Below are 17,174 nucleotides of genomic sequence, written 5' to 3'. Positions count from 1 at the left end.
CCTGCGCCGATCGTCACATCTGGAGGCAACGCGCAACGAGCCTAATCAGTCGGCCCACCTTGAGGCAATGCATCGCACCTCGTCCAGGCAGGCGTTCAGCGCATCGACGATGCGCGGATCGAAATGGCTGCCGCTGCCGCTGCGGATGAAGGCCAGGGCTTCGTCATGAGTCATGGCCTTTTTGTACGGCCGCACGCTGATCAGCGCGTCGTAGACGTCGGCGACGGCCATCAGCCGGGCCGACAGCGGGATGGCCTCGCCCACCAGACCGTCCGGGTAGCCGCTGCCGTCCCATTTCTCGTGATGGTGGCGGGCGATCTGCTTGCCGAAGGTCAGCATCGGCCCGGCGTCGTCGCCGAGGCGATCGATGGCGCGCTGCAGCAGGTCCGCGCCCTGCTCGGCATGGGTCTTCATGACCTGCCATTCGTCAGGCGACAGCTTGCCGGGCTTGAGCAGGATGCCGTCAGGGATGGCGACCTTGCCGATGTCGTGCAGGGGCGCGGCCTTGGCAAGTTCGTCGATGGCTTGCGGCGTCAGGTCGACGGGGCCGTCAGGCTGGGCGGCGATCCACTGCGCCAGCGTGCGCACATATTCCTGGGTGCGCTGGATGTGGTTGCCGGTGTCGGCATCGCGGAACTCGGCCAGACCCACCATGACGAAGAGGGTGGTATCGCGCAGCCGCTCGACCTCGCGCTGGCGCGCCTCCAGTTCGCCGCTCAGCTGGGCGTTGTGGCGCAGCAGATGGTCTTCGGCCAGCTTGAGCTGCAGATGGGTGCGCACGCGGGCCAGCACGGTGGCCGGGTTGAAGGGCTTGTGGATGAAGTCGGCACCGCCGGCATCGAAGCCGGCGCTCTCTTCCTCGGGCCGCGTCAGGGCGGTCAGGAAGATGACGGGCACGCGGCGCGTCGCCGGGTCGGTCTTCAGCTGGCGGCAGACCTCGTAGCCATCCATCTCCGGCATCATGACGTCCAGCACGATGAGGTCCGGCGGCTGGCGGCGGCAGATCTCCAGCGCTTTGGCGCCGCTGACGGCCAGCTGCACGCGGTAGTCGGGCTTGAGCACCTGGGCCAGCAGCGTCAGATTGGCCGGCGTGTCGTCGACGACGAGGACGGTGGCCTGGTTGGCGATCTCGTGCGGCATCATCGTCATGGCTTGCTCGCGTCCTTGGTCTGGCCGCGCAGCGCGGCCTGGGCCTCGTCGAAATCGAAGCGCTGCATCGCCCCGGCCAGGGCCTTGGCCTGCGGTGCCGGCAGGGCCTCGATGAAGGCGGATTCATGCTGCTCGTACAGCGTCAGCGCATTGCTGTCGGCCTCGCCGAGCAGGGTGTCGAGCTCGCTGATCAGGGTGTTGGGGTCGACGCCTGTCACGGTCGGATCGCTGACATTGGCCAGCGGCAGGTCGACGGGCAGCGGGCGGTCCAGGTCCAGCAGGCGGCGCAGCATATGGGGCAGCAGGGGTTTGGCGCACAGGGCCTCGGCGCCCAGGCGCAGGGCGCGATCGCGCAGCACCGGCGTGTCGAAGGCGCTCAGCAGCACGGTGCGGCGCGCGCGCGGCGGGCCACTGTCCTTCAGGCTGGCCAGCAGCTCGCTGCCCTCCATGTCGGGCAGCACCCAGTCAATGAGCAGCAGGTCATAGGGCTGGCTGGCCGGCATGGCAACCAGGCGCGCCAGGGCCTGGCGGCCCTGAGTCAGCAGGTCGACGCGGCTGCTCGGCGCCAGGGCCTTGAGCAGCGCGATCAGCGTCTCGTGGCCGCCGCTGTGGGCGGCCTGCACCAGCAGCACGCGCCGCGCCGGCGGCGGCGCTGGCGGGGCCAGGTCGGGGCAGGGCGCGGGCGGGAGGCTGAGTTCGAACTCGCTGCCCCGGCCCGGGGCGCTGCGCGCCGTCAGCGTGCCGCCCATGCGCTCGGCCAGGGCGCGGCAGATGGCCAGGCCCAGGCCCGTGCCGCCAAAGCGTCGCGTCGCGCTGGCTTCCGCCTGGGCGAAGGGAGTGAACAGGCGTGCGAGTTGCTCGGGCGCCATGCCCACGCCGCTGTCGCGCACGCGCAGCACCCAGCCGCCGGCGGCGTCGACCGCGGCACTGAGCTTGACCTGGCCGGCCGGCGTGAACTTGACGGCGTTGACGAGCAGCTCGGTGATGAGCTGGGTCAGGCGCACGGCGTCGCCGCGGCGCGCGCCGGCCGTACCCAGCAGCTCCGGCGAGGCGATGTCGCAGATCAGCTCCAGTTGCTTGGCCTGGGCCGCCGGCCGCACGGCGTCAAAGGCGCTGGCCAGCAACTGCTCGAGCTGCAGCGGCTCGGTGGCGAGCTGCATGCGGCCGGCGTCCAGATCGGCGTAGTCCAGCAGGCCGTCGATGAGCTTGACCAGGGATTCGCCCGCCCTGGCCACCTCGGTCAGGCGGCCGCGCTGCTCGGCGTGCAGCCGGCCCTCCAGCAGCAGCCGGGTCAGGCCGAGCACGGTATTCATCGGCGTGCGGATCTCGTGGCCGATATTGGCCAGGAAATCGGACTTGGCGCGCGAGGCGGCTTCGGCGGCGGCGCGCGAGCGTTCCAGCTCGGCCATGCGGGCCTTGATGAGGTCCTCGGCCGTGGCCATGCCGCCGGCGACCGGGGCCAGCTGGGTCAGGCGCCCGATCTGGCGCGACAGCCCCCACAGCGCGATGCAGAACATGGTCTGGCACAGGCCCAGGTTGGCGATCAGTGGCCAGCCTTCCAGCAGCCATTGCGGCGGCGTGCCGAAGAAGCGCAGCAGCGTCGGCGGCGCGAGCATGAGGACGAGCAGGCCCAGCGAGATGAACAGGGCCTCGCGGGCCCGCCAGGTCGTGAACAGCAGCAGGCTGCCGCCCATGGCCCAGGGGGCGAAGCTGCCCAGGGTGTAGACGCTGGGCCCGGGGTCGGGGCGCAGCGTGAAGACCAGCATGCTCAGCGAGAAATACAGGGCCAGCAGCGTGACGCCGGTACGCTGCCACAGCCGCAGCCGCTGCGGCTGGCGCCAGACGAGCAGGGCCAATGCCGTGAAGGCCGAAACGATGAGCGGATAGGCGATGCGGTCGCTGGGTTCGATGACGCCGAGCCAGGTCTCGCTGGCCCAAGCGAACAGTCCGGAGGCGACGATGACCTTGAACAGCCAGCGCGTGCCGGTGGGGCCGAGGACGATGATGACCGGTGTCCTCAAACCCTGTCCTTCAGTGCCAGGGCCGCGGTATCGAAATCGAGGGCGGCCAGGGCGCGGTCCAGGCGTTGCTGCAATTCGGGCGCCAGGCCGCTGTGAGCGCCATGGGCCTGCCACCAGTCCAGGGCGCGGCTGTCGCTCTGGGCCAGCAGCCGCTGCAGTTCGGCCACATCGCCCGGGCCGCTGGCACGCGGCGCCGCGGCGCCCTCCCAACTGCGTGCCAGGGCGGCCTGGATCTCCGCCTGCAGCAGGCCGAGGGCAGGTTCCACGCGCCGGAGATGGCGCTCGGCAGCGCCTGCATCGGCAAGGGCGGCACTGCGTTCCAGCGCCAGGGCGGCCTGGTGCAGGGGCTGCGCGCCCAGCGTCGCCGCCAGGCCCTGCAAGGTGTGGGCGGCGCGGCGCAGTTCCGCCCAGTTGCCGCTGGCCAGCCAGTCCTGCCAGCCGGCCAGGCCCGCGGCGTACTGGTCGGCGAAGCCCTTCAGAGTGCGGCGGTACAGGGCCGACTGGCCGTCGAACTGGCGCAGGCCGGTCTGCAGGTCCAGCGTCGGGCGCAAAGGAGGCGAGGCGGGGCGCGGGCGATAGCGCTGCAGCTCACGCACCAACCGGGCCACGTCCAGCGGCTTGGCGATGTGGCCCTGCATGCCGGCGGCCGCGCACTGGGCACGTTCCTCGGCCAGGGCATGGGCCGTCATGGCCAGCACGGGCAGGGCGTCGAATTCGGGCAGCTCGCGCAACTTGCGCGTGGCGCTGAGGCCGTCCAGCACCGGCATCTGCAGGTCCATCAGCACGAGGTCATAGGCGGCCGGGCCTCGGCTCAGCAGGCGCTCCAGACCTTCCTGGCCGTTGCCGGCGACATCGACCTGGGCGCCGCGGCTGCTGAGCAGGCGTACGGCGATGTCCTGGTTGATGGGGTGATCCTCGACCAGCAGCACGCGCAATCCGGCCAGGGACTGGCCGTCCAAGCCGGCTGGGCGCTCGCCTGGCGCGTCGTCGAGCAGGCGGCGCAGTTCCCCGGGCAGCAGGGGCTTGGGGCACAGGGCCCGGGCGCCGAAGCCGCGGGCCTGGGCCGGACCCTCGTCGCTGCCCGGCGGGCACAGCACGGCGATGCGCAGAGCGGGATGGTCGCGGCGCAGTTGGGCCAGCAGCTCGGCGCCGGTCGCGCCCGGGCCGGGAAGTTGCCAGTCCAGCAGCAGCCACTCGAAAGGCCGGCCCGCCTCGCGGGCGCCCACCAGCGCCGCCAGGGTGCTGGCGGCGTCGGTGCTGGCCGCCAGGCCGGCACCCAGGCCGAGATGACGCAGCAGGGCCAGCGTCGCCTCGCGACCCTCGGGGCGGGCCTTGGCCAGCAGCAGGCGCTGCGGCTTCAGTGGCGCGGGTGCCGCGGCGGCGGCATCCAGCGGCAAGCTCAGTCGGATCTCGAAGCTGCTGCCGCGGCCCGGCGCGCTCTGCACCTCCAGGCTGCCGCCCATCAGCTCGACAAGGCGGCGCGTGATGGCCAGCCCGAGGCCGGTCCCGCCATAAAGCCGCGAGATCGAGACATCGCCCCGCCAGAACTCGCGGAACAAGCCGTCGAGCTGCTCGGCGCTCATGCCGATGCCGCTGTCCTGCACGGTCAGCCGCAGCGGCACGCGCCCCTGCTCGTCGGTCGGCGCGGCGGCCAGGCGCAGCATCACCTGGCCGGCCGGCGTGAACTTGAGGGCGTTGGAGAGCAGATTGACCAGCACCTGCTGCAGCCGCAGTGCATCGCCGCGCAGCTGGCCACGCGCGCCCAGCAAGCTGGCGTCGGCCCAGTCGCAGATCAGCGCGACGGCGGGGGTGGCGTGCATGGGCCGCAGCACCTCGATGGCCTGGCCGACGACATCCTCCAGCCGCAGCGGCAGGGACTCGATCTCCAGTTGGCCGGCCTCGATCTTGGAGACGTCCAGCACGTCGTTGACGAGGCCGAGCAGGGCGCGCGAGGCCGCATCGGCCTTGGTCAGCAGGTCGCGCTGCTCGGGCGTGAGCTGGGTCTGCAGGGCCAGCTGCGTCATGCCCATGACGGTATTCATGGGCGTGCGGATCTCGTGGCTGATCTGGGCCAGGAAGCGGGTCTTGGCCTCGGTCGCGGCCTGGTGACCTGCGGCGGCGTCGACACTGCGCCGCAGCGCCAGCAGGCACAGCGGCGGCAGGGGCAGCAAAAGGGCATTAATCACCAGGGCGGTGTCGATGGCCGAGCCGCCGACGCCACGCAGGCTCCAAAGGAGGGCGAGAAGCGCCAGCAGTGCCGCCATGGCAAGCCAGAGAAGACCGAGCGTGAGCGTGCGCTGGGGCATTGGACGGTCCGTGGGAGCTGGCCGATTATGGTTGTGGCGGACGGCCCGAATGTGCGACGGAAACCACGGCCACGCCCTGGGGAAAGCCCAGGGCATGCCACCGCTCGCCGGCCAGGTGCAGCGGTTATTCTGATTCGCCATGCCGCTCATCCTCGTAGTCGACGACCAGCCGAGCAATATCCATGCGCTCTACCAGCTGCTGGTGGACGAATGCGAGGTGTCCATGGCCACCAGCGGCGCCGAGGCCCTGGCTTTCTGCGCCCAGCAGCTGCCCGACCTCATCCTGCTCGATGTGCTGATGCCGGAGATGAGCGGCTACGAGGTCTGCGACCGCCTGAAGGCCGACCCGCGAACGCGCGGCGTGCCGGTCATCTTCGTCACCGTGCAGGGCAGCGCCGACGACGAGGCCGAGGGCTTCGCGCATGGCGCTGTCGACTACATCCCCAAGCCCTTCGTCGACGTCGTCGTGAAGGCGCGAGTGCGCACCCAGCTGGCGCTCAAGCTTGCCTCCGAGAGCTTTGCACGCTCGCAGATCGAACTCTTCCAGCGCGACAAGCTGGCCTCGGTGGGGCGCACCATCTCGGGCATCGCGCAGGAGCTGAGTTCGCCTCTGGGCAATGCGTTGATCTCGGCCTGCACGCTGCAGGATGACCTGACCCATCTGCGCGGCCTGACGGCCCAGGGCACCATCAAGCGCAGCGACCTGGACAAGCATTTGCGCGTCAGTGAGGAGAGCGTCGGCCTGGTGCTGTCCAACCTTCAGCGCACCCTGTCCATCGTCGACTCCTTCCTGCAGTCCACGGCGGACAACTTCGGCGACCAGCGCCGCAGCTTCTCGCTGCTGGAACTGGTGCATGAGGTGGTGGCTGCCCTGGCACCGGCCCTGGAAGCCCACCAGGTGCGCTGCGAACTGGACGCAGCCGACGACCTGCATCTGCTGAGCTTTCGCGGCGCCCTGGCCAAGGTCCTATCCACCCTGATCCAGAACGCGGTCAAGCATGCCTATCGCGAAGCCGGCGGCGAGGTGCATCTGCGCGTGCGCCCGCTGGGGACCGACCAACTTGTCGTGACCGTTCAGGACCATGGCGTCGGCATCCCGCCCGGCATGCTGGGGCGGGTCTTCGACCCCTTCTTCTCGACACGCTTCGGCCCCAACCGCAGTGAGCCTGGCCTGTACATCGTGCGCAACCTCGTCACCTTCGCACTGGGTGGCCAGATCCAGGTCGAGTCCACGCCCGGCCTGGGCACGACGGTACGGCTGACCCTGCCGTTGATTTCGCCCGAGGCGCGGCGCGTGGCGGGTTGATGCTGGTCGGCATGCGCGCCCGACTGGCGCTGCTGGGCGGCCTGCTGCTGGTGCTCGCGGTGGCACTGGCTGTGTACCTGTTGCAAAGACCGTCGGACCAAGCCGAGCGCGGCCCCATCGTCATCGGCCTGCTGCACGCCCTCAGCGGCCCGATGGCGGCCAGCGAGGCACCGCTGGTGGCCACCGTCAAGCTGGCCGTGGAGGAGATCAATGCCGCGGGCGGCCTGCTGGGGCGGCGCGTCGAGCTGAAGATCGAGGACACGCGTTCCGAACCGCGAGTCGCGGCCGCGGCCGCCGAACGCCTCATCAGCAGCGAGCGGGCCGTGGCCTTGTTCGGCTGCTGGTCGTCCAACTGCCGCCAGGCCGTCAGGCCCGTGGTCGAGACCCACCGGCATCTGCTCTTCTATCCGCTGGCCTACGAGGGCCTGGAGCAGTCGGCCCACATCATCTACACCGGCCCGACGCCCAACCAGCATGCGTTGCCGGCGGCCGACTGGGCCATGCATGGCTTCGGCCGGCGCGTCTATCTCGTCGGCACCGATGCTCTGTATGCCCGGCGCGTCAACGCCATGCTGCGCGACTTCATCCTGCTCAGTGGCGGCAAGGTACTGGGCGAGCGCTATGTGCCGCTGGGCGGTGCCGACATGGGCGGCGTGCTGGCCGATCTGCAGAACCTGCAGCCCGATCTCGTGCTCAGCACTCTGGGCGGCAGCAGCAACCGCGCCTTCTTCGACGCGCTGGTGGCCGCCAGCCTGACCGACCTGCCGCTGCTGTCGCTGCGCGCCGCCGAACCCGAGATGGCGGCCTATGACGGTGGCCGGCTCGACCGCCACTTCACGGCCTGGAGCTATCTGCAGTCCCAGCCCGGGCCGGCCAACCAGGCCTTCCTGGCCCGGTTGCGGCGCAGCCAGGGGGAGGGCATCCAAGCCAGCGATCCGGCGGTGTCGGCCTATGTCGGCGTGCAGCTGTGGGCCGCTGCCGTGCGCGAGGTGGGCAGCCCGCGGACCGACGTCGTCAACGCCAATGTGCTGCAGCAGAGCGTGGCCCTGCCGCAGGGCTTCGGGTCGGTGGACAGCCAGAGCCGGCATCTGTGGCGCCAGTTGCGCATCGCCCAGGTCAAGCCGGGCGGCCAACTCAGCGAGGTATTCGCCCTGCCGCGCTACATCAAACCCGAACCCTGGCCGGTGTTCCGCTCGGCAGAGCATTGGATGGCGGTGCTGCCGCGCAGCGAGGGGACGCCGTGATGGCCACGGTTCAGGCACCCGAATCGCCGCGCCGGGCCTGGCGTGTCGGGCCGGCCCTGCTGCTGGGGCTGATGCTGCTGTCCATGCTGCCGCTGGGCCTGGTCGGCTTGTGGCAGCTCTCGAGCTTCGAGGCCAGTCTGCATGAGACGGTGACTGAGGGCCTGGTCGCGATCTCGCGCAAGAAGGTCCATGAGATCAACGAATACCTCAACGAGGTCGAGGTCGACGGCCGCCTCGTCGCCCAGGCCGGCGACACGCGCGAGCTGCTGGTGCAGCGCGGCGATGCGGTCGCAACCCGGGTGACCGCCGGCAGCCGGGCCTTCTTCGAGCGCCTCTACGACAGCGGTAAATACCTCAACCTGCTCCTGGTGCAACCCGACGGCCGCATCAGCTTCGCGATGAAGGCGCCGGCCGGCTCGACGCCTGAGCTGGCGCGACTGGACGGCGGCGCCTATGAAGGCAGCGAGCTGCTGGCCGCGCATCGGCGCGCCCTCGGCCAGCTGGACCCGCAGCTGACCCCAGCGCAGCGCCTGCGCGGCGAGGGGCCGGCAACGCTGTTCCTCGTGCATCCGGTCGTCGATGGCGACCGCGTGCTCGGCAGCGTCGTGCTGCAGCTCGACCTGGACCGCCTGCTGCGCGTCGCGACGGAGCGCTCGGGCCTGGCGCTGACCGGCGAGACCGTGCTCGCCCAACGCGAGGGAGACAGGGCGGTCTTCATCAACGAGCTGAAGCGGGCGCCGCGGCAGACATTGAGCGGCTCGCTGGACCTCGCTGCAATGGATCTGCCGCCCGCCGTGCGCGGCCTGCGCGGCGAAAGCGGCAGCGGCCTGACGCGCGACTACGCCGGCGTCGACGTTGTCGCGTCGTGGCGCCATCTGCCGGCTCTGGACTGGGGTATCTCGGTCAACATCGACGCGGCCGAGGCCTATGCGCCGGCACGTGCGCTGCGCGACCGGGTCTTCATCGCGCTGGGACTGTCACTGCTGCTGGCCCTGGGCCTGGGCCTGCTGTTGGGGCGCCGCCTCGTCGAGCCGGTGCAGATGCTCAACGATGCGGCGAACCGCATCGCCGGCGGCAAGCTGGACGAGCGGGCGCCGGTCTGCGGCTTTGCCGAGTTCCGCGGCCTGGCGCGCAGCTTCAACCACATGACCGAGCAGCTCGTCGTCGAGCGCCAGCTGCTGGAAGCGCGCGTCGAGCAGCGCACGCGGGCGCTCAATGACAGCGAGCAGCGCTTTCGCGGTGTCTTCGAGCGCGCTCAGGTCGGTATCGCGCTGTGCGACGCCCAGGGCGCCATCCTCGACGTGAACCAGGCCCTGACGGCCATGCTCTGCCGGGAGGCCGGCGAGTTGCGCGGTGCCAAGCTCGCCGATCTGCCGGACTTCCGCCCGGGGCGCGTGCTCGGCGGCGAGCTGGCGCGCCTGGCGTCGGCGCGGCTGGAGCATGTGCGCTTCGAGCGCGGCTTTGCGCTGCCGGGCGGCGGCGAGCTCTTCATCGACGGCAGTGCCAGCGCCATCCGCGACCGGCGCGGCCGGCTCGTCAACGTCGTGCAGATGCTCGTCGACGTGACCGAGAGGCATCGTGCCGAGGTCGACCTGGTGCGCGCCCGCCTGGCCGCCGAGGCCGCCAGTCAGGCCAAGAGCGACTTCCTGGCCAATATGAGCCACGAGATCCGCACCCCGATGAGCGGGGCCCTGGGCATGCTCAACCTGCTGCTGCGCACCGAGCTGACGCCGCGCCAGCTGGACTATGCGAGCAAGGCCCGTACGGCGGCCCAGGCCCTGCTGGCCGTCATCAACGACGTGCTGGACTTCTCCAAGGTCGAGGCCGGCAAGATGGAGCTGGACCCGCACCGCTTCGAGCTCAGCGACTTCATGCGCGAGCTGGCCGTCATCCTGTCGGCCAATGTCGGCAACAAGGACATCGAGGTGCTGTTCCGCCTCGACCCGCGCCTGCCCAGCGCCTTGGTGGGCGATGCGACGCGGCTGCGCCAGGTGCTGCTCAATCTGGCCGGCAATGCGCTCAAGTTCACCGAGCGCGGCGAGGTCGTGCTGGGGCTGACGCTGCTGGGCCAGGAGGGCGACCGGGCCCGGTTGCGCTTCGAGGTCAGCGACACCGGCATCGGCATTGCGGCTGACAAGCTGGAGCACATCTTCGTCGGCTTCAGCCAGGCCGAGCAGTCGACCTCGCGCCGCTATGGCGGCACCGGGCTGGGCCTGGCCATCAGCCGCCGTCTGGTGGCGTTGATGGGCGGCGAGCTGCGCGTGGACAGCCGCGTCGGCGAGGGCAGCCGCTTCCATTTCGAGCTGGCCATGGACGCCGCCCCGGCCGACAGCGACGCGGCCGATGTGGCCCAGCGCGGCCTCAAGGTGCTGATCGTCGACGACAACCCCATGGCCCGCGAGGTGCTGCAGGGCATAGGCGAGAGCCTGGGCTGGGACTGCGACCTGGCGGCCAGCGGCGAGCAGGCCCTGGCCCTGGTGCACGAAGCCGCGGAGCGTGGCGAACGGCCCTACGACCCCCAGGGCTGGGCTGCGCCCAGCCCGCCCCCCGAGGGGGTGCAGGCTTCTAGGGGCGGCCCGTCGAAGCCGTACCAGCTCATCCTGATGGACTGGCGCATGCCCGGCCTGGACGGCTGGGAGACCTCGCGGCGCATCCGCGACAGCCATGAATCCGATGCGCCCGTCATCATCATGGTGACGGCCCATGGCCGCGAACTGCTGGCCGAGCGCAGCGAGCAGGACATCCAGGGCCTGGGCGGCTATCTGGTCAAGCCGGTGACGGCCTCGATGCTGCACGACGCCGTCGCCGAGGCCACGCAAGGGGTTCCCGCGCCGCTGCCGCGCGCCGGCGCTGGCGAGCCCCGTCTGGCGGGCATGCGCCTGCTGATCGTCGAGGACAACGGCTTCAACCAGCAGGTGGCGCAGGAGCTGCTGGAAGGTGAGGGCGCCATCGTCACGCTGGCCGGTGGTGGCGTCGAGGGCGCCCACCTGGCCCAGGTTGCCGAGCCGGGTTTCGATGCCGTCCTGATGGACCTGCAGATGCCCGACATCGATGGCTTCGAGGCCACCCAGCGCATCCTCAAACGCCGGCCCGATGCATTGATCATCGCCATGACGGCCAATGCCATGGAGTCGGATCGTCAGGCCTGCCTGGCTGCCGGCATGCGTGACCATGTCGCCAAGCCGGTCGACCTGGAACAGCTGGTTGCCTGCCTGCGCCGCCATGTCGGCCTCATCGCTGCGCGTCCCGCACCGCCGCTGGCGCCGGCCCCGCTGCTGGAGAAGGAAGCCGCCCTGCACCGCCTGGGCGGGCGCCAGGCCTTGTACGAACGCCTGGTGAAGTCGTTTGCCCAGGACGCGCCGGTGGAGCTGGAAGCGCTGAAGCGCCATCTGCAGCAGCAGGCCAGTGCCGACGCGACGCGCGTGCTGCACACCCTGCGCGGCCTGGCCGGTGCGGTCGGCGCGACGGCCCTGGCCGCCGTGGCAGGCCGCCAGGAACTGGCGCTGCGCGAAGGCGCCGACATGAGCGCCGTGGACCTGGCCGCGCTGCAAGGTCTGCTCGATGCCAGCCTGGCCGCGCTGGAAAGCGTGGCGGCTCCGCCCGCACCGCCGGCTCCCGCCGGCCCCGCCGCGGGTGATCCATTGGAGGCGCTGCGCCGGCTGCGCCAGCTGCTGGTCGAGCGCAATATGCGCTCCGTCGCCGTCTGCGAACAGCTGGCGGCCGAGCATGCCGGTGCTCTGGGCGCCGAACTGGCCCAGCTGACCGCGGCCGTGACGCGCCTGGATTTCGCCAAGGCGCTGAAGGCCTGCGACCTGCTGCTGGACCGCCTCAATCCGCGCTGAACTCCCAAGGGCGGTCAAAGCGCTGGGCAAAACCCATTCCCGGGGCACGGGGAGGGCTGGACTGAGTACAATGAGAATCATTCTCATCAAATCGACTCGCCTGCCGAGCCCGCCCCATGTCCGAGCCGCTGCCCTCCAGCCTCGCCGCCGCCCCTGCCGGGCAGGCGCTGACCGTCCATCAGGTCAGCGCCCCCGGGCATTCGCCGGAATGGGCGTCGTGGCTGGCCGACCTGGGCTTTCTGCCGGGCGAAGCCGTGCGCGTGCTGCGCCGCGGCGCGCAGCTGACGGGCAATCTCGTCGTGCGGGTCGGCCAGTCGACGTTTGCGCTGCGTCATGCCGAAGCCGAATGCATCGCCGTGACGCCGCGCCGTCATGACTGAGGCGGTTGTCCATGTGCACCGCGGGGGCAAGCTCGTCGCTCTCGTCGGCAACCCCAACTGCGGCAAGACGGCCCTCTTCAATGGCCTGACCGGCAGCCACCAGAAGGTCGCCAACTATGCTGGCGTCACCGTCGAGCGCAAGGAAGGCCGCCTCGTCACGGTCGCCGGCAAGACGGTGCGCCTGGTCGACCTGCCCGGCACCTACAGCCTGCACCCGCGCTCGCCCGACGAGCGCGTGACCTGCGACGTGCTGGCCGGCCGCGCCAAGGGCGAGAAGCGGCCCGACCTCGTCGTCTGCGTGCTGGACGCCACCAATCTGCGCCGCAACCTGCGCCTGGTGCTGGCCGTGCGGCGCATGGGCCTGCCCATCGTCGTCGCGCTGAACATGGCCGACCTGGCAGCCCGCCGCGGCCTCAAGGTCGATGCGGCGGCCCTCTCGGCCCAGCTCGGCCTGCCGGTTGTGCGCACGGTCGCCATCCACAAGGAAGGCCTGGACGAGCTGCGCAGCCTGCTAGACAAACCCGAGGTCTGGGAGGCCGCGCCGCTGCCCACGGCGGGCGAGCAGCAGGTCGACGACCACGTCACCGTCAAGACGCTGCTGCGCGCCCTGCACCTGGACGAGGAGCTGCCGCACCTGCCCAGCGACCGCGTCGACCGCGTGCTGCTGCATCCGCTGGCCGGCTCCGTCATTCTGGCCGTGCTGCTCTTCCTGCTCTTCCAGGCCGTGTTCTCGTGGGCCGAGCCGCCCAAGGACGCGATCGAGGGCGGCATGGCCTGGCTCGGGACCCAGATCGGCACCTGGCTGCCGGAGGGCTGGCTGCGCAGCCTGCTCGTCGACGGCATCATCGCCGGCTGCGGCAGCGTGCTGGCCTTCCTGCCGCAGATCCTGATCCTGTTCTTCTTCATCCTCGTGCTGGAGGAGTCGGGCTATCTGCCGCGCGCGGCCCTGCTGCTGGACCGGCTGATGGGCAGCGTCGGCCTGTCGGGGCGCAGCTTCATCCCGCTGCTGTCCAGCTTCGCCTGCGCCATTCCCGGCATCATGGCCACGCGCTCCATCTCCAATCCGCGCGACCGCCTCGTCACCATCATGATCGCGCCGCTGATGACCTGCTCGGCGCGGCTGCCGGTCTATGCGTTGCTGATCGGCGCCTTCGTGCCGCATCGCGAGGTGGCGGGCTTCGAGCTGCAGGGCCTGGTGCTGTTCGGCCTGTACTTCGCCGGCATCCTCGGCGCGCTGGCGGTGGCCTGGATCCTGAAGCGCTTCACCAGCACGGGCCGCCTGGTGCGGCCGCTGATGATGGAGCTGCCCAGCTACCACTGGCCGCATCCGCGCTCCATCGCCATCGGCCTGTGGCAGCGCGCGATGATCTTCGTCAAGCGCGTCGGCGGCATCATCCTCGTGCTGACGCTGGCGCTGTGGCTGCTGTCCAGCTTCCCCGCGCCGCCCGAAGGCGCGACCGGCGCCCCTATCCAGTACAGCGTGGCGGGCTGGCTGGGCGCGGGCCTGGCCAAGATCTTCGCGCCCATCGGCTTCAACTGGCAGATCAGCCTGGCGCTGGTGCCCGGCCTGGCCGCGCGCGAGGTCGCCATCGGCGCCCTGGGCACGGTCTACGCGCTGTCCGCCACCGGCGACGAAGCCGCCCAGGCCCTCTCGCCGCTGATCGCCCAGAGCTGGAGCCTGGCGACGGCCCTGTCGCTGCTGGCCTGGTATGTGTTCGCGCCGCAGTGCATCGCGACGCTGGCGGCGGTGAAGCGCGAGACCGGCGGCTACAAGATGCCGCTGATCATGACGGGCTATCTGTTCGGACTGGCCTATCTGGCGTCCTTCATCACCTACCGCGTCGCGCTTTACTTCGGCGGCTGAGGAGCAGGCGGAATCGGGCGCGTCGGAACTGATGCGCTGCAAACGTCGATATAGCCCGGGCTGTGCACGAACCAGCCGCCACGGTAGCGGCGCGCGTCGAGCAACTGGGTCCAGGTGGCCGACTCGGTGCGCAGCACCTGCAGGGCCGGGCGCTCGGTCGCCGGCACCTCGGCCAGCAGGCGGATGCGCTGGATGCCGGTGCGCTGCTCGGGCTTGTCATAAAAGCCCATGGCGGCACCGCCGCGCGGCAGGCCCGACAGCAGCTCCATGCCCTTGAGCACGCGCCCGACCGTCGTGATGTTCAGGTCCAGCCCGCGCGGCGCCTGGCCGATGACGACATAGAGCTCGGTGCCGTTGCTGGAGTCGACCGCGTCGCTGCGGCCAGCGCCGACGACGCCATAGCAATGGGCCAGCCAGGCCTTGCCCGCCTTGGGGTCGGCCGCGACCGGCATGCCGCCGGCAAAGCCTGTGCGCGGTGCCCAGCCTTCGATATCGGGCAGCTTGGCAAAGCCGGCGTCCTTGCCGACGCGGTCCAGCGGTACCGAGAACTCGGCGGGCAGTTTGGCATTGACACCGGCCGGCAGCGGTTTGGCCTTGGCCGCGTCATCGCCATCGGGATCGCCCCATTGGGTGACGAAGTTGTCCTGCACGCGCAGGATGGCCAGGCCGTCCCAGTAGCCGCCACGGGCCAGGGCGCGGATGTTGGCGGCGTGCGCGGGTGCAAAGCGCGGCGCCAGCTCGATGATGACCTGGCCCGTGGCCAGGTCCATCAGCAGCGTGTTCTCGGGATCGAGGCCGCGCCAGTCGCTGGCCGGGGATGCGGCCAGGATCTGCTGGGCCGTCATCTTGAGGGCCCCTGACTTGGGCGCCGTCTTGGGGGCGGCCAGGACGGAGGACAGCAGGCCGGCGGTGGCCAGCGCGAGTGCGAGGTGTTTCATGGCCGCGCAGCTTAACGGCGCCCCGAGGGCCGCGGCTTGGCGCAAACCTCAGGGTAGGAAGCGCTGCAGTTCGCCGGCGCGCAGGGCCGCCGCCATGCGCGTTACGAGCGCCTGGGCTTCCGGCGGCGCCTGCTCGGCGCGGGACGCCGCGCAGCCGTCGCCACGCAGGCAGGCCAACCATACTTCGGGGTCGCGTTCATCGCAGGCGAGGCCGAAGTGGCAGGGCAGCAGGCGCAGGGCGGCCTGTGCGGTGGCGCGGTCGGCTTCGTCGTCGAAGCGCTGGCCATCGAAGAACAGGTGCGGCTCGCCAGCGATGCGGCGCAGCAGCAGGCGCTCGCCGAGTTCGTCGAGCAGCAGGGCGTCGGGGTGGGCCATGACCGCCTTCAGCAGGGCCCCGTCGTCGAGGTCGGACTGCTGGATGGCCAGCAGTGGGTCGCCAGCGCCTGCTTCATCGGGAGCGATATTGACCAGGGCCAGCCACTCGCCGTTCGCGAACTGGCTGCAGCCGGCCGAGAGGGCCGCCTGGCGGGCGATGGCGCGCTGGTGGCGGGCATCGTTGACGTCGGGCGTCGCGCTGGCTTGCAGGCCGGCGAGATCGGCGCAGCGCCGGGCCAGCGCGCGGGCATGGAGTCGCCCGCCCTGGGCCGGCTGGCTCAGGGCCGCCAGCACGCTGGTGCGCAGGCTGGCTTCCGGGGCCGACAGCAGCCCGGTCAGGCTGAGGGCTGAAGCCGGCGACGCCGCGTGCGGTACCGGGGCTGGCGTGGCCCTCTGGATGGGTTCGGGCGCAACCGCTGGCGTCACCACGGCCGGCGGCCGCAGCGGTGCTTCGGCCGCCGGCGGCTGCCCCCACCACGCCCAGGCCAGCAGCGCGACGCCCAGCGCCAGCGCTGCCGGCGGCGCGATCACCAGACCGCTTGCGGCCATCCGTCGGAGCCCCAGGTGACGTTGTTGATGAAGAGCACCGGCGCGCCGTTGTTGTTGGCGTCATAGGCATGCCAGGCCATCACCGAGCCATCGGCCAGCAGGGACTGCCCGCCCGGGCCCTTGAAGCGCGAGCCGCTGGAGGCCAGCACCGTGCCGCCGCCGGACAGCATGGCCACGCCGTTCTTGTCGACATAGGGGCCGGTGATGGAGGTCGAGCGGCCAACGACAATGTAGTAGGTGCTGCTGGCGCCCTTGCAGCAGGCGCCCTTGGAGGCGAACAGGTAGTAATACGTCGTGCTGCCGATGGCCTTCTTGACAACGAAGCCGTTCTCGATGCCGTTGGCCGAGTCCTTGGCGATGTTGACGATGCCACCGGTGGGTGGCTTCAGGTTCACCTTGCTGACGCGGGTGATGTGGATGCCGTTCCAGAAGGAGCCGAAGACCAGATAGGTGTCGCCATTGGCGGCGACCACGAAGCTGGGGTCGATGGCGTTGTAGCCGTCGCCGGATTGAGAGGTCAGGATGGCGCCCTGGTCGACCCACTGGCCGGCCGCGATGCCGCCGGCCGAGGTCGTCAGGCCGATGGCCGACTTCTGCGAGCCGAAGCTGGAGATGGCGTAGTAGCAATAGCCCAGGCCGTTGTACTCACCGCAGCCGGGTGCCCAGACCATGGCGGTCTTGTCGGCCGGCAGATAGGTTTTCCACCAAGCCAGGCCGCTGCCGAAGATGGGCAGGCCCTGGGTCCAGGCATGGCCGTCGCTGGAGTATTTGACGCCGATGCCGCCGTTGTCGGTGGTCTCGAACAGCCACCAGGTCGAGCTGGTCTTGTAGATATTGGGATCGTGGGTGCCGAGGGAGCCGCTCAGCGTCCAGGGCGCGGCTTGGGCAGGAGCCAGCAGGGCGCCGAGCGCGCATGCGGCGGCCAGGCGCACGAGGCGCTTCAAGGTCAGGAACATGGTTTGTCTCCGGGTGTGGCGGGCCGCCTCGTCGTGGGCGGGCCTCGTGGGGTTGCCCGTTGCCGGCGCCAGCCCCGGGCAAATCAATTAAACATGACTATTTGCAGATAAACACCCCCTCGATTACGCCGATTCAACAATTGGCATCGCTTAAAAGTAATACTTAAACTTTTGTGGCATCACCCGGGGCATGCAAGCGTAACCACGGCGGCTCGGGAGGGAGGCAGCAGCGGCTTCCTACAAT

11 protein-coding genes are annotated in these 17,174 nt (G+C 70.5%); 5 read left to right on the top strand and 6 right to left on the bottom strand.

All coding sequences use genetic code 11. The features are described from left to right. Window positions 1–45: 45 nt before the first annotated feature. The 3 genes from J2X20_RS01080 to J2X20_RS01070 are packed head-to-tail and all read right to left on the bottom strand — an operon-like array spanning window position 46 to window position 5,434. The gene (locus J2X20_RS01080) at window positions 46–1,149 is read right to left on the bottom strand and encodes an HD-GYP domain-containing protein (RefSeq protein ID WP_310259588.1); all 1,104 of its coding nucleotides are present in this window, start codon (window positions 1,147–1,149) and stop codon (window positions 46–48) included. Beyond that, on the bottom strand, window positions 1,146–3,170 hold the full coding sequence (locus tag J2X20_RS01075; RefSeq protein ID WP_310259585.1) for an ATP-binding response regulator: 2,025 nt from the start codon (window positions 3,168–3,170) through the stop codon (window positions 1,146–1,148). The genes J2X20_RS01080 and J2X20_RS01075 overlap by 4 nt, the downstream gene beginning before the upstream one ends. Then, window positions 3,167–5,434, bottom strand: coding sequence for a hybrid sensor histidine kinase/response regulator (locus J2X20_RS01070; protein WP_310259582.1), 2,268 nt, complete (start codon window positions 5,432–5,434; stop codon window positions 3,167–3,169). Before J2X20_RS01070 ends, J2X20_RS01075 begins: the two co-directional genes overlap by 4 nt. A 181-nt stretch (window positions 5,435–5,615) precedes the next feature. Between J2X20_RS01070 and J2X20_RS01065 the strand changes: the two genes are divergently transcribed. From J2X20_RS01065 to feoB, 5 genes are all read left to right on the top strand, one after another. Next, window positions 5,616–6,782, top strand: coding sequence for a response regulator (locus J2X20_RS01065; protein WP_310259579.1), 1,167 nt, complete (start codon window positions 5,616–5,618; stop codon window positions 6,780–6,782). Between the two features lie 11 nt (window positions 6,783–6,793). Continuing rightward, complete coding sequence (locus J2X20_RS01060) at window positions 6,794–8,026, top strand: urea ABC transporter substrate-binding protein (RefSeq protein WP_310259576.1); 1,233 nt, start codon at window positions 6,794–6,796, stop codon at window positions 8,024–8,026. Continuing rightward, window positions 8,026–11,868 carry a hybrid sensor histidine kinase/response regulator gene (locus tag J2X20_RS01055; protein ID WP_310259574.1) on the top strand — a complete coding sequence of 1,281 codons (3,843 nt, stop codon included), beginning with the start codon at window positions 8,026–8,028 and terminating at the stop codon, window positions 11,866–11,868. The genes J2X20_RS01060 and J2X20_RS01055 overlap by 1 nt, the downstream gene beginning before the upstream one ends. A 116-nt stretch (window positions 11,869–11,984) precedes the next feature. Then, complete coding sequence (locus J2X20_RS01050; protein ID WP_310259571.1) at window positions 11,985–12,248, top strand: FeoA family protein; 264 nt, start codon at window positions 11,985–11,987, stop codon at window positions 12,246–12,248. Further along, complete coding sequence (feoB, locus tag J2X20_RS01045) at window positions 12,241–14,112, top strand: ferrous iron transporter B (protein WP_310259568.1); 1,872 nt, start codon at window positions 12,241–12,243, stop codon at window positions 14,110–14,112. The genes J2X20_RS01050 and feoB overlap by 8 nt, the downstream gene beginning before the upstream one ends. On the opposite strand, the gene J2X20_RS01040 is transcribed toward feoB, so the two are convergent. The 3 genes from J2X20_RS01040 to J2X20_RS01030 are packed head-to-tail and all read right to left on the bottom strand — an operon-like array spanning window position 14,097 to window position 16,930. Next, complete coding sequence (locus J2X20_RS01040) at window positions 14,097–15,050, bottom strand: peptidylprolyl isomerase (RefSeq protein WP_310259565.1); 954 nt, start codon at window positions 15,048–15,050, stop codon at window positions 14,097–14,099. The two genes, feoB and J2X20_RS01040, sit on opposite strands and share 16 nt — an antisense overlap. 48 nt (window positions 15,051–15,098) lie before the next feature. Then, window positions 15,099–15,974, bottom strand: a complete 876-nt coding sequence (locus J2X20_RS01035; protein ID WP_310259561.1) for a hypothetical protein — start codon at window positions 15,972–15,974, stop codon at window positions 15,099–15,101. Further along, on the bottom strand, window positions 15,953–16,930 hold the full coding sequence (locus J2X20_RS01030) for a glycoside hydrolase family 43 protein (RefSeq protein ID WP_310259558.1): 978 nt from the start codon (window positions 16,928–16,930) through the stop codon (window positions 15,953–15,955). Before J2X20_RS01030 ends, J2X20_RS01035 begins: the two co-directional genes overlap by 22 nt. Between the last annotated feature and the right edge of the window lie 244 nt (window positions 16,931–17,174).

The organism is Roseateles saccharophilus, assembly GCF_031458095.1.
GTDB lineage: Bacteria > Pseudomonadota > Gammaproteobacteria > Burkholderiales > Burkholderiaceae_C > Pelomonas > Pelomonas saccharophila_A.
Note: the sequence above shows the minus strand (reverse complement) of the source record. Positions and strands in the feature narration are given on the sequence as shown.

What these genes read in the sequence shown, in the direction of transcription:
- J2X20_RS01080 (WP_310259588.1), bottom strand. Translation starts at nt 1,149, where the DNA reads ATGACGATGATGCCGCACGAGATCGCCAACCAGGCCACCGTCCTCGTC.
- J2X20_RS01070 (WP_310259582.1), bottom strand. Translation starts at nt 5,434, where the DNA reads ATGGCGGCACTGCTGGCGCTTCTCGCCCTCCTTTGGAGCCTGCGTGGC.
- J2X20_RS01065 (WP_310259579.1), top strand. Translation starts at nt 5,616, where the DNA reads ATGCCGCTCATCCTCGTAGTCGACGACCAGCCGAGCAATATCCATGCG.
- J2X20_RS01060 (WP_310259576.1), top strand. Translation starts at nt 6,794, where the DNA reads ATGCGCGCCCGACTGGCGCTGCTGGGCGGCCTGCTGCTGGTGCTCGCG.
- J2X20_RS01055 (WP_310259574.1), top strand. Translation starts at nt 8,026, where the DNA reads ATGGCCACGGTTCAGGCACCCGAATCGCCGCGCCGGGCCTGGCGTGTC.
- J2X20_RS01050 (WP_310259571.1), top strand. Translation starts at nt 11,985, where the DNA reads ATGTCCGAGCCGCTGCCCTCCAGCCTCGCCGCCGCCCCTGCCGGGCAG.
- feoB (WP_310259568.1), top strand. Translation starts at nt 12,241, where the DNA reads ATGACTGAGGCGGTTGTCCATGTGCACCGCGGGGGCAAGCTCGTCGCT.
- J2X20_RS01040 (WP_310259565.1), bottom strand. Translation starts at nt 15,050, where the DNA reads ATGAAACACCTCGCACTCGCGCTGGCCACCGCCGGCCTGCTGTCCTCC.
- J2X20_RS01035 (WP_310259561.1), bottom strand. Translation starts at nt 15,974, where the DNA reads ATGGCCGCAAGCGGTCTGGTGATCGCGCCGCCGGCAGCGCTGGCGCTG.
- J2X20_RS01030 (WP_310259558.1), bottom strand. Translation starts at nt 16,930, where the DNA reads ATGTTCCTGACCTTGAAGCGCCTCGTGCGCCTGGCCGCCGCATGCGCG.